This is a genomic window from Actinomadura rudentiformis, assembly GCF_008923185.1.
Lineage (GTDB): Bacteria > Actinomycetota > Actinomycetes > Streptosporangiales > Streptosporangiaceae > Spirillospora > Spirillospora rudentiformis.
The window spans coordinates 55,753-67,851 of the sequence record NZ_WBMT01000022.1; the positions used below are offsets into that span (position 1 = coordinate 55,753).

Genomic DNA, 12,099 nt, shown 5'->3' on the forward strand with positions numbered 1-12,099 from the left:
GCGATTTCCAAAACCGTCCATGCCCGCGATCGGCCCCTTACCGTCCTGTAGCTTTCGATAACTTTGTGCGACTTGCCGAATGCCGACCGTAACGTGACCGTCTCCGGCCAGTGGTGCGCGAACCCTTTGACCCGATGGATCGTCTGTCCGGTTGTGCCGCACCACGTTCCGGTCGAGGCCCTCCGCGCGCTGTCCCTGTGGGCGCTGCTCGCCGCCGTGCTGCTCGTCCTCATCTGGCGGCCCTTTGCCCGGCGCGCCGGCTGGGCGCCGGTTCCGACGCTGGCGCTCCTCCTGTGGACGGGGCTCGTGCTGTCGATGACGCTGCCGATGAGCATCGGCCCGGACACGGGCGCGCGGGCGGCGCAGTGCCTGAGCGATCCAGCCGGGGACATGGCGTGGTCAGTGCGGATCTTCGGGACGCGGGGGATCGAGGACGTGATGAACGTCGCGTTGTGGGTGCCGTGCGGCTTCCTGGCGGTCCTGGCGACGCGCCGGGTCGTCGTCGCGCCCGCGATCATGGCGGGTGCGTTCGTGGTGGTGGAGTTTTTGCAGGTCCTTGACCCGGGCCGCGAGTGCGACCCCGGCGACTGGGCCTACAACTCGTTCGGCACCGCCGTAGGCGCCGCCGCGGCCGTTGCCGTGCGGCATTTGGCGGATTCCTCACATGGATCCAGCCGTGGCTCCGGACGCGGGCCGGCCGGTCTCACATAGATCCATCTGGTGACGTTGTCGTCATGCGGGGTCGCATTCTGGTGGGGTCACCACATAGCGTTGCCGTACGTGAAGGCAATCCGACGATTCACCGTACGTTCTGTCCTTCCTGCCCCGCTGCGCCAGCTTGAGCAGCTCGTGCTCAATCTGCGCTGGTCGTGGCACCACGAGACGCTCGACCTTTTCCGGGCGGTCGATCCCGACTTGTGGGAGACCGTCGGCCATGATCCGGTCCGGCTGCTCGGCGAGGTCTCGCCGGAGCGGTTGTCCCTGCTCGCGGTCGACCGGCGGTTCCTGCGCCGCCTGCAGGACGCGGCCGAAGAGCTGAACGAGTACCTGACCGCGCCGCACTGGTACCAGGACCTCGACGACGCACCCGAGGCCATCGCGTACTTCTCGCCGGAGTACGGGATCACCGCCGCGCTGCCGCAGTACTCGGGAGGCCTCGGCATCCTGGCCGGGGACCACCTCAAGACCGCCAGCGATCTCGGCGTGCCCCTCATCGGGGTCGGACTCCTCTACCGCCACGGCTACTTTTCGCAGTCACTGTCGCCGGACGGGTGGCAGCTGGAGCGCTATCCCACGTTCGACCCGAACGGGCTGCCGCTCACCCTGCTGCGGGACGCCGCCGGGGTCCCGGTGCGTGTCACCATCGGCCTTCCGCAGGGGCGCGATCTGCACGCCCAGGTGTGGCTGGCGCAGGTCGGGCGGGTCCCGCAGCTCCTGCTCGACTCCGATGTCGAGGACAACGACCAGGCCGCCCGGGACGTCACCGACCGGCTGTACGGCGGCGGCGGCGATCACCGGCTCCTCCAGGAGATGCTGCTGGGCATCGGCGGGGTCCGCGCCATCCGCGCGTACTGCCGCATCAGCGGGCATCCGGCGCCCGAGGTGTTCCACACGAACGAGGGCCACGCGGGCTTCCTCGGGCTGGAACGCATCCGGGAGCTGGTGTCGGAGTCCGGGCTGACCTTCGACGAGGCCCTCGAAGCGGCGCGCGCGGGCACCGTGTTCACCACGCACACGCCGGTGCCGGCGGGCATCGACCGGTTCCCGCGAGAACTGATCCACAAGTACTTCGGCGGGGTGAACGAGGAACCCGACGTGCCCGTCGACCGCGTGCTCGCGCTGGGGGCGGAGGACTACGCCGACGGTGACCGCACCGTGTTCAACATGGCCGTGATGGGGATGCGGCTGGCCCAGCGCGTCAACGGGGTCAGCCGGCTGCACGGCGAGGTCAGCCGCGAGATGTTCGGCGGCCTGTGGGGCGGTTTCGACACCGCGGAGGTGCCGGTCGGGTCGATCACCAACGGCGTGCACGCCGGCACGTGGGTGGCCCGTGAGGTCCTCGACCTGGCCGCGCGCGAGGTGCCGGACGTGGTGGAGTCCTCGCGCGGCTGGGAGCGCGTCCGGAACGTCCCGGAGAACGAGATGTGGCGGGTGCGCCGGACGCTGCGCGAACGCCTCGTCCGGGACGCGCGGCGGCGGCTGCGCGAGTCGTGGCGGCAGCGCGGGGCGAGCGGCGCCGAGCTGTCGTGGGTCGCCGAGGCCCTCGATCCCGACGTGCTGACGATCGGGTTCGCGCGCCGCGTCCCCTCATACAAGCGGCTCACCCTGATGATGCGCGACCCCGAGCGGCTCCGCGCGCTGCTGCTGCACCCCGAACGGCCCGTCCAGATCGTGATCGCGGGCAAGGCGCACCCCGCCGACGAGGGCGGCAAGCGCCTGATCCAGGACATCGTGCGCTTCGCCGACCAGGAGGACGTGCGGCACAGGATCGTCTTCCTGCCCGACTACGACATGGACCTCGGACGGTCCCTCACCCAGGGCTGCGACGTGTGGATGAACAACCCGCTCCGGCCGCTGGAGGCGTGCGGCACGTCCGGCATGAAGGCGGCGCTGAACGGCGGGCTGAACCTGTCGATCCGCGACGGCTGGTGGGACGAGTGGTTCGACGGCCAGAACGGCTGGGCCATCCCGTCCGCCGACGGGCTGGCCGCCCCCGACCGCCGCGACGAGATCGAGGCCGGGGCGCTGTACGAGCTGATCGAGGACCATGTCTCGGTGATGTTCTACGACCGCGACCCGGCCGGGCTGCCGCGCCGCTGGCTGGAGATGGTCAAGCACACCATCGTCACGCTGGGGCCGAAGGTGCTGGCGTCGCGGATGGTCCGCGACTACGTGCTCGACCTCTACGCCCCTGCCGCCACGTCCGGGCGGGCGATGGCCGCCGACGGGTACGCGGGCGCCCGGGCGCTGTCGGCGTGGAAGCAGAAGATCATCAAGGCCTGGCCGGGTGTCGCGGTCGAGCACGTCGAGACGAGCGGGGAGGAGAGCCCGCACGTCGGCTCGAACCTGCCGGTGCGGGTCGTGGCCGACCTGGGCGGGCTCGACCAGGGCGACGTCGCCGTCGAGATCGCCTACGGCCGTGTGGACGACTCCGACGCCCTGATCGATCCGGCCTACCTGGAGCTCACCGGCGGCGAGCCAGTGGAGAACGGCCTGCTCCGCTATGTCGGCGAGGTCCCGCTGGCCAGGAGCGGCGCGTTCGGCTACAGCGTGCGCGTCGTGCCCAGCCACCCGATGTTGTCCGGCCGCGCGGAGATGGGCCTGGTCGCCCTGCCACCGGCGCCGCACGGCATGACCAACGGAGACCTGCGCTAGGAGCACCGGAGTGCCGCCGCTAGGCGGTGTGGCCGGCGTTCGCGTTCGCCAGGTCCTCGTCGTCCTCGGCGGGCGGGTCCGGCATCTGCCAGGTCGCCACGACCTGCGGCAACAGCGCGTGGGTGACGAGGAGGGCAAAGAGGATCAGGAAGAGGGCGGCGGACGGGACGTGCAGGTCGTCGTCGCCGTCTGCGAACATCGTCGCGGCGGTGGCCAGGATGATCAACGTCGTCGTGCCCTTGTGCGCGGTGGAGAACGCGCGGAGCCGTGCGAGCTGCTGGCGCTCGTCGAGCTCGTGCTCGCGCTTGAAGATCATGCCCCGGGTGATCGCGATGAGCTGGCCCGCCACCGGGAACCCGAGCACCACGAGGACGCCGAGGATCACGAAGTTGGCGATCATCGCGGTGTCGGAGGGGGCCAGCGCCCATGAGATGGCGGCGTCCACCCAGAGCAGGCCCAGCAGGCCCGCGCCCATGCTCGCCACGATGCGGCGGTTGCGCTGCCGGGCATAGCGGGCGGGCAGGCGCCGCTCCAACTCGGCGTCCATCTTCTGAAGGCGCTCGGCTCGCCTGGCCTGCGACTTCCTGCGCTGCTCGCCCCACCTGCCGGAGCCTTCGTGCGTCTTGGCGTTCATCATGATGTGCTTCCAATCCGGGGGAACGGGGCGAGGGAGAAGACGACCTCGACGGGCACCTCGAAGTAGTCGGCGATGCGCAGCGCCAGGTGAAGGCTGGGGCTGTACTCGCCGCGTTCGAGATAGCCGATGGTCTGGTAGTGGACGCCGAGCGCGGCGGCCAGATCGCGGCGCGAGACGCCACGCTCGGCGCGGAGCATCGGGATCCGGTTGAAGACGTGCTCTTTGTCGTCCTTGCTCGGGGACATCGGCCGGGCAGCCCTCCTCTCTCCGTATGGTCATCACGACATAACTCTGTATGTCTGCGTCAAGTGATAGTAGTTATACTACATTCGTTCGCAGAACTGCAACAGACTGTTGATCGCGTATCCCTGGCAGGATTGACCCGTGAGCAGGAGAAGGCCCGCGAGCAGGGAAAGGCCACGAAACTGGCCGCTGCGCGGCCGGACCGCCGACCTCGTGCTGGCACTGGTCCTGTTCGCCGCCATCGCCACCGCGATGGCGGCCCGGATGGCGGACGACCACGAGCGCGGCCTGATGCCGGGTCTGGGCTGGCCGCTCGTGATCGTCGGTTGCGGCGCGCTGGTCTGGCGGCGCAGCCACCCCGTCGTGGTGGTGATCGTCACGGCGGCGGCGAGCGCGGTCTACTACCCGGTGACCGAGCCCGACGGGCCGATGATGATCGTGTTCGTCGTCGCGCTCTACACGGCCGCCGCCCAGGGCCATCTGATCGTCGCGTCGGTCATCGGCTCGGCCGCCATGGCGGCGGTCGCCTACGGCGAGATCCGCAGCGATGTCAACCACCTCGCCGACGCCGGGCTCTACCTCCTCGCGGGCTGGTTCGTCGCGGTCATCGCGATCGGCGCCGTGGTGCACAACCGCCACGCCTACCTGCGCGAGGCCGAGCTGCGCGCCGTGGCGGCCGAGCGGGGCCGCGAGCAGGAGGCGCTCCGGCGGACCACCGAGGAACGGCTGCGGATCGCCCGCGAGCTGCACGACGTGCTCGGCCACAACATCTCGCTGATCAACGTGCAGGCCAACGCCGCGTTGTACGGCAAGGATCCCGCCCGCGCCGCCGAGGCCCTCACCGCGATCAAGGAGACCAGCAAGGAGACGCTCCGCGAGCTGCGCACCACCCTGGGCGTGCTGCGCCAGGTGGACGAGGCGGCCCCCGTCGTCCCGCCGCCCGGGCTGGACCGGCTTGAGGAGCTGACCTCCCGTCCGGTCGGCCCGGCCGTCCGCACCGAGATCGAAGGCGACCCGCGCCCGCTCCCGCCCGAAGCCGACCTGGCCGCGTTCCGCATCGTCCAGGAGGCCCTCACCAACGTGACCAAGCACTCCGGCGCCACGACGGTGACCGTGCGGATCCGGTACACGGCCGCCGCCGTGCACGTCCAGATCGACGATGACGGCCGTGCCGAGCCGGACTCCCAGCCGGGCAACGGCATCCGCGGCATGACCGAACGCGCCGAGGCGCTCGGCGGGACCCTGACCGCGCATCCGCGGCCCGAGGGCGGTTTCCGGGTGGAGGCGAGGATTCCCCTCCCTGGCTGACCTACATCTCGCGATGTAGGAAAGCGGAGGCCCTGCACCAGACGCGGTAGGAAGATTGTCTTCTCACGCATGATCCGCGGCCCGCCACCGTCCGTACACAATCGGTTCGTCCCTTCCGCAAGCCAACGGAGAACGAACGATGAGAACGGTCGCAGCGGTCCTCCTGGGCCTGATCGCAGGCCTCTTCGCCGGATTCGCCCTGGAAGTCCTCATCGGCGCCGCCGGTCACTTCCTGCTGGACGGCCCCGGCTGGCTCAAGGTGGTCGCGATCTTCCCGCCCCTCCTGGCCGTCGCCGGAGCCGTCGCGGGCCCCTTCATCGACCGCCGGGTCCAGCGCGAACAGTGATCCAGCGCGAACAGCGATGCCCGTGCGGCCGTGGCACCATCGCACCATGAAGGTCTTCGTTTCGGTCGACATGGAGGGGATCTCGGGACTGACCGATCCCGAGGAGATGCGCGCCGGGGGCCCTGGCTACGAGCGTGGCTGCGAGCTGATGACGGGCGACGCGAACGCCGCGATCCGCGGCGCGTTCGACAGCGGCGCCACCACGGTCGTCGTCACCGATGCGCACAGTTCGGGCAAGAACCTTCGCGCCGACCTGATCGATGAGCGCTGCGCGCTGATCCGCGGCCCGTACAAGCCGATGCGCATGGGCGAGGGCCTCGACTCGACATTCGACGCCGCGCTCTACGTCGGCTACCACGCGCGCGCCGGGACGCCGGACGGCGTGCTCAACCACACGTGGATGGGATCGGAGATCCGCGACCTCTACCTCAACGGCGAGGTCGCCGGAGAGATCCGCCTGATGGCCGCGTACGCGGGCTCGCTGGGCGTCCCGGTGGTCATGGTCGCGGGCGACGCCGCCGCCTGCGCCGAGGCGCGCGAGGTCCTCGGCGACGTCACGACCGTCGCGGTGAAGAAGGGCTGCGGCCGGTACGCGGCGGAGCTGATCCCGCCGGCCCGCGCCCAGCAGATGATCTATGACGCGACGTGCCGGGCGCTGGCCGGGCTGGACCGTGCCAGCCCCTACACGGTGCCCGCGCCGTACACCCTCGGCGTCGACTGGATCTCGACCTCGATCGCCCACTCGTGCTCGATCGTCCCCGGCGTCAAGCTGGCCGGGCCGCGGATGACCGAGTTCACGACGGGCGACTACGGGGAGGTCGTCGGCCTTCTCGGCGTCTGGGCCACCATCGCCGGTGAGGTCGGCTGCGCCGGCCTCCACTACGGCTGATCGTCGGGCGCCAGCGCGTCGTAGGCGGGGGCGAGGACGTCGACCAGGTCACGGCGGCGGATCCGTACCGGCGGAGGCGTCGCCACCTGGAGGATGAAGCCGGGCGGCACCGGGGGAGCGGGCCGGCGATCACGCAGGCGGGCCAGGCCGGACGGCGGCGTCCAGAAGCCGGCGGCGGTCAGCGGCTCGTCCTCCTCGGCCTCGAACGGGTCGGGCTCGGTCGCGTTGCTCCGGCGCAGGGCGGCGAGCAGCTGGTCCTTGGTGCGCCCGTTCCACGCCAGGATGAGGAACGGATCGTCGTCGAACGCCTCGGCCAGGAGGTAGAGCACGGCGGCGGCGTGCTTGCACGGGTCGCCCCAGTCCGGGCAGCTGCACATCAGGTGCAGGTCGTCCGCCGACTCCGGGAAGAGGCAGAGTCCGAACTCGGCGAACACCCACTCGATCTCCGGCGGCATCTCACCTGCCAGCAACCGGGCCCGGAAGACCGCGCGCGAACCCAGCTCGGCCTCGATGGCCCGCCAGTCCGGGTCGTCGATGGCGTCGATGCCCAGCGCCACCTCGTACGGCTCCTCGCGCGAGCCCTGCACCCGCGCGGTCACCTCGTACGGCAGCACCTTCAGATCGATGACCTGGCCCTTCCGGGCATACGCGCGCCCCCGCTGCAACCGGCCGGTGTCGGCGAACGACTCGACCAGGTCGATGAACCGCCGCGACCACCATTCGGCACCGATCGAACCGCGCCGCGACCTGGCCTTGATGCCGTCCTCGACCGGGATCGGCGGGCCGTACTCGGAGAAGTCCATCAGAACCTTCTTGTGAGGGCACCCGCGCCTTGGGGTGTGGAAGGAATCGCTTCCCTGCTTCCGGCGCGGAGCACGGCTGGGCTGGTGTGCAGTTTGAGTGCGCACCGGGTGTCGGACGCGTTACTGTTCGTGTGTCTGTTCGAGTACGGGTCGTCACCTTCGGCCCTGCGGTCGTGAGGGGAGCAGGGCGAACTGTGCGCAGGTCGTTCAAGTTCCTGCTGCGTCCCACGGGCCGTCAGGCCGGGTCGTTGGCGGCGATGCTGGCAGACCACGGCACGCTGTACAACGCGGCGTTGCAGGAACGTCGGGGCGCCTACGCCCACTGCTCGCAGACACGTGTCCGGTACGGCGACCAGTCCGCGCAGCTCAAGGAGATCCGGGCGTTCGACCCCGACGGTCAGGGCCGGTGGTCGTTCTCCTCGCAGCAGGCCACCTTGCGGCGGCTGAACCGGGCGTTCGAGGCGTTCTTCCGCCGGGTCAAGGCCGGTGACAAGCCCGGCTATCCGCGTTTCCGGTCCCGGTCCCGGTTCGACACGGTCGAGTTCCCCAAGGACGGCGACGGCTGCCGTTGGGACTCGGTCCCGCATGACCGTGTCACCCGTGTGCGGTTGCAGGGTGTCGGGCATGTGCGGGTGCACCAGCACCGGCCGATCCAGGGCCGGGTGAAGACGATCAGTATCAAGCGGGAGGGATGCCGTTGGTACGTGATCGTGTCCTGCGACGACGTCCCCGCCCGGTCGCTGCCCGTCACCGGCCGTGACATCGGTATCGACCTGGGGGTCACCCGCTTCCTCACCGCCAGCGACGGCGAGCACGTCCCCAACCCGCGCCACCTGCGCACCGCCGAGGACGACCTGGCAGCCGCCCAGCGCGCCCTGGACGTCTTCCCCAGGCGGTGCCGGGCCCGCGACCGCTCCAAAACCCACCGGGCCGCCGTACGCCGGGTCGTGCGGCTGCACGCCAAGATCCGGCGGCAGCGCCTCGACCACGCCCACAAGACCGCCCTGCACCTGGTCCGGTCCGCCGACCGTATCGCCCACGAACAATTGGCGATCACCAACATGACCCGCAGACCCGCCCCCCGGCCCGACGGCCACGGCGGATACGAACCTAACGGCGCCGCCGCCAAGGCCGGGTTGAACCGAAGCATCCTGGACGCGGGTTGGGGGGTGTTCCTGGGAATCCTCACGCACAAGGCAGAATGCGCCGGTCGAGAGCTGATCCCCGTGATCCCCGCCAACACCTCCCGCACCTGCCCTTCCTGCGGGCATGTCGCCAAGGAGAACCGCGACCGCGAACGCTTCGCCTGCACAGCGTGCGGGCACACCGGCCACGCCGACCACGTGGCCGCGCTCAACATCGCCACCAGGGCCGGGCTGGCCCTCCGCGCCGCCGCCTAGCCGACGACACGGGAAACCCGCGCGTTCACGCGTGGGTGGAGTCACCAGTCGCTCACCGCCTCCGGGGACAGCCGCAGCACGTCGCGCAGCTCGGCGACCGACAGCTCGGTCAGCCAGTCTTCGCCGGTGCCCACGATCGACTCGGCGAGAGCCTTCTTGCGCTCGATCATCTCGTCGATGCGCTCCTCCATCGTGCCGACGCAGATGAACTTGCGGACCTGCACGTTCCTGGTCTGCCCGATCCGGAACGCGCGGTCGGTCGCCTGATCCTCGACGGCGGGATTCCACCAGCGGTCGACGTGCACGACATGGTTGGCCGCGGTCAGCGTCAGCCCCGTTCCGGCGGCCTTGAGCGACAGCAGGAAGATCGCGGGCTCCGGGTCATCCTGGAAATGCTGGACGAGCTCGTCGCGCTGCTGCTTGGACGTCCCGCCGTGCAGCCACAACACCGGCCGGTCGAGCCGCGACGCCAGATAGGGCTGCAACATCGACCCGAACTCCGCGTACTGCGTGAAGACCAGCGCCTTCTCGCCCTGCTCCAGCACCTCTTCGCAGATCTCTTCGAGCCGTTCCAGCTTGCCCGACCGCCCCTGCAGCCGCGAGCCGTCCTTGAGCAGGTGCGCCGGATGGTTGCAGACCTGCTTGAGCTTGGCCATCGTCGCCAGCACCAGCCCGCGCCGCTGCTTGTCGTCCGCCTCGGCGATCTGCGCGAGCATGTCGTCGACCGTCGCCTGGTAGAGCGAGGCCTGCTCGGTCGTCAGGTTGCAGTAGAGCTTGATCTCCTGCTTGTCCGGCAGATCCGAGATGATCGACTTGTCGGTCTTGAGCCTGCGCAGGATGAACGGCTGGGTCGCGCGCTTGAGGGCCAGCGCCGCCTGCTCGTCCCCGTCCCGTTCGACCGGCACCGCGAACCGCTCCCGGAAGGCCGCCCGCGGCCCGAGCAGACCGGGGTTGGCGAACTCCATGATCGACCACAGCTCGGTGAGGTGGTTCTCCACCGGCGTCCCGGTCAGCGCGATCCTGCTCCGCGCCGGAATGCTCCGCACCGCCCGGGCCTGCCGGGTGCCGCTGTTCTTGAGCGCCTGCGCCTCGTCGCAGACGACCCGCCCCCACTCGATCCCGGCGAGCATCTCCGCGTCGCGCGCCGCCGTGCCGTACGTGGTCAGCACGAGATCGGCCCGCCGCACCGCCTCGACGAGCTCCTCGTCGCGATGCCGCCCGGTGCCGTGATGCACGTAGACCCTCAGCTTGGGCGTGAACTTGGCCGCCTCGCGCTGCCAGTTGCCCACCAGCGACATCGGCAGGATCGCCAGCGTCGGCCCCGGTGCCGCGCCGTTCTCCCGCTCGTGCACGAGCAGCGACAGGATGGAGATCGTTTTGCCCAGCCCCATGTCGTCCGCGAGCAGCGCGCCCAGGCCCAGCTCGTCCATGAACGCCAGCCATGCCAGGCCGCGTTCCTGGTAGGGGCGCAGGCGCGCGTCCAGGTCTTCGGGGGTGGCGAGGGGGGTCAGGCGGCGGTCGGCCTCGCCTGAGAGGAGGTCGCCGAAGGTGCCGTCGGCGTCCACCTCGACCAGGGGGAGGTGCTCCTCACCCGCGTGGATGACGGCCTGCATCGCTTGGGCGGCCGTCATACGGCCCTGGCGGGGGTGGCGGAGGAAGTCGAGAGCGGCCTCAAGCTGCTCCTCGTCCAGCTCGACCCATTGGCCGCGCAGGCGGACGAGGGGGGTCTTGAGACGGGCGAGCTCGGCCAGCTCGTCCTCGTCAATGCTCTCGTCGCCGATGGCCAGGTCCCAGCGGAAGCTGACCATGCCGCGGAGGTCGAAGCCGGAGGAGGCGGCGGCGCCCGAGCCCTCGCCCTCCTCGGTGCGGGTGGTCAGCTTCATCCCGAGTTTGGCCTTGCCCGCCCACTGGGGGAGGAGGACGCCGAAGTCGGCGGCGGCGAGCAACGGGGCGGCGGTGCGCAGGAAGCGGAAAGCGCCCGCGGTGTCGAGGATCAGCTCGGCGGGCACCGGGGAGTCGAGTGCCGGGGCCAGGTCGGGGAAGAGGCGGAGGGCCCGGCCGAGACCGGCGAGCAAGGTCTCGTCGGCGTTCTCGACCAGGGTGGCCTCTCCTGCCCAGATGAGCGAGGCGGGAACGTAGAGGCTGGGGTCGTCCGTGCCCTGGAGGGCGAACTCCACTCGCCAGGCGTCTGGCTCTTCGGTTCGTTCGGGCTCTCCGGTGGTTTCGGGTGGCTCGAATTCCTTGGTGAACTCCTCGGCGCCGGGCTCGGCCAGGCGGAAGCAGACGCGGAGGGGACCGGACGGGCGGCGTGCGGCGGCCGCCCAGGCCTCCAGCTCGGCGATCAGCTCGTCGGCGTTGTCGCGGGGCTCGCGGGCAACGGTGGCGTCGGGGCCGGTGAGGGCCTGGAACCAGCGTTCGGCGAGGGGGATGCGGTCGGGGACCTTGCCTTTGCGCGGCGGCAGGAGGGGATGGGGGACCAGTCCGCGGACCGTGGTGTCGATGAGGCCGGACAGCGCCTCGCGCAGCACCTGGGCCGCGGGCCGCCCGCCGTCGGCGGCGCGGCAGGCGGCGGGCATCGCGCGGACCAGATCGCGGAAGCGCGCGGGGTCGTCGATGACCGGGCGCCAGCGCGCCACCAGGTCGCCGTCCTCGCGAAGCAGGGCGGGCAGGACGAGGCCGCGCCCGGTCAGGTGCACCGCCTCGTCGGCGAGCAGGCACAGGAAGCGCAGGTCGGTGCCGGGGACGACGTCTCCGGCGTGCTCGGCCGCCTGGAGCAGCGCCATCGCGGGGAACGGCTCCAGGACGAGGGCGGGCACGCGCCACTCGCGCAGCTCCGGCTCACCCTCGAACGGCTCGGGACCGAGCTCGGCGGAGGGCAGCGGGTGATCTCCGTGGGTGGGGAGCGCCATCCGCAGCTCGACCCGGGACGCGCCCTTGACGAGCGGCTCGTACGAGGTGCCGGTGAAATCGCGGGTGGCGAACGGATGCACCTCATGGTCGAGCTCGTGCGGACCGGTGCGTTCAGCCCACAGGCACAGGGCCCCACCGTGCCAGGTGGCGTGCGCGACGAGCATGGACGTTGTCCCCGGTAGAGATGT

10 protein-coding genes are annotated in these 12,099 nt (G+C 70.7%); 6 read left to right on the plus strand and 4 right to left on the minus strand.

All coding sequences use genetic code 11. The features are described 5' to 3' along the window. Nucleotides 1-153 precede the first annotated feature (153 nt). Together F8566_RS38090 and glgP are read left to right on the plus strand one after the other, a co-directional pair. Nucleotides 154-711 (plus strand): VanZ family protein, encoded by a 558-nt coding sequence (locus F8566_RS38090; protein WP_151567074.1) that lies wholly within the window; start codon nt 154-156, stop codon nt 709-711. Between the two features lie 69 nt (nt 712-780). Further along, entirely contained in the window at nt 781-3,375 is a 2,595-nt protein-coding gene (gene glgP, locus F8566_RS38095; protein ID WP_151567076.1) for an alpha-glucan family phosphorylase, read from the plus strand. A gap of 19 nt (nt 3,376-3,394) precedes the next feature. Here the strand turns inward: glgP and F8566_RS38100 are convergent, their stop codons facing one another. After that, nucleotides 3,395-4,012 (minus strand): hypothetical protein, encoded by a 618-nt coding sequence (locus F8566_RS38100; RefSeq protein ID WP_151567078.1) that lies wholly within the window; start codon nt 4,010-4,012, stop codon nt 3,395-3,397. Then, nucleotides 4,009-4,257, minus strand: a complete 249-nt coding sequence (locus F8566_RS38105; protein ID WP_151567080.1) for a helix-turn-helix transcriptional regulator — start codon at nt 4,255-4,257, stop codon at nt 4,009-4,011. Before F8566_RS38105 ends, F8566_RS38100 begins: the two co-directional genes overlap by 4 nt. A 139-nt stretch (nt 4,258-4,396) precedes the next feature. Between F8566_RS38105 and F8566_RS38110 the strand changes: the two genes are divergently transcribed. From F8566_RS38110 to F8566_RS38120, 3 genes are all read left to right on the plus strand, one after another. Next, nucleotides 4,397-5,563 carry a sensor histidine kinase gene (locus F8566_RS38110; protein ID WP_225993880.1) on the plus strand — a complete coding sequence of 389 codons (1,167 nt, stop codon included), beginning with the start codon at nt 4,397-4,399 and terminating at the stop codon, nt 5,561-5,563. Between the two features lie 139 nt (nt 5,564-5,702). Next, a complete protein-coding gene (locus F8566_RS38115; protein ID WP_151567082.1) occupies nt 5,703-5,909 on the plus strand; it encodes a DUF5957 family protein in 207 nt (68 codons plus the stop codon). 46 nt (nt 5,910-5,955) lie between these two features. Further along, the gene (locus tag F8566_RS38120; RefSeq protein ID WP_151567084.1) at nt 5,956-6,798 is read left to right on the plus strand and encodes a M55 family metallopeptidase; all 843 of its coding nucleotides are present in this window, start codon (nt 5,956-5,958) and stop codon (nt 6,796-6,798) included. Here F8566_RS38120 and F8566_RS38125 read toward each other — a convergent pair. Beyond that, a complete protein-coding gene (locus F8566_RS38125; protein ID WP_151567086.1) occupies nt 6,789-7,601 on the minus strand; it encodes an SWIM zinc finger family protein in 813 nt (270 codons plus the stop codon). The genes F8566_RS38120 and F8566_RS38125 overlap by 10 nt on opposite strands. Nucleotides 7,602-7,795: 194 nt before the next feature. On the opposite strand from F8566_RS38125, the gene F8566_RS38130 reads away from it, so the two are divergent. Continuing rightward, on the plus strand, nt 7,796-9,001 hold the full coding sequence (locus F8566_RS38130; RefSeq protein WP_151567088.1) for an RNA-guided endonuclease InsQ/TnpB family protein: 1,206 nt from the start codon (nt 7,796-7,798) through the stop codon (nt 8,999-9,001). A gap of 41 nt (nt 9,002-9,042) precedes the next feature. Here F8566_RS38130 and F8566_RS38135 read toward each other — a convergent pair whose 3' ends face one another. After that, nucleotides 9,043-12,075, minus strand: coding sequence for a DEAD/DEAH box helicase (locus tag F8566_RS38135; protein ID WP_151567090.1), 3,033 nt, complete (start codon nt 12,073-12,075; stop codon nt 9,043-9,045). Nucleotides 12,076-12,099: the final 24 nt, after the last annotated feature.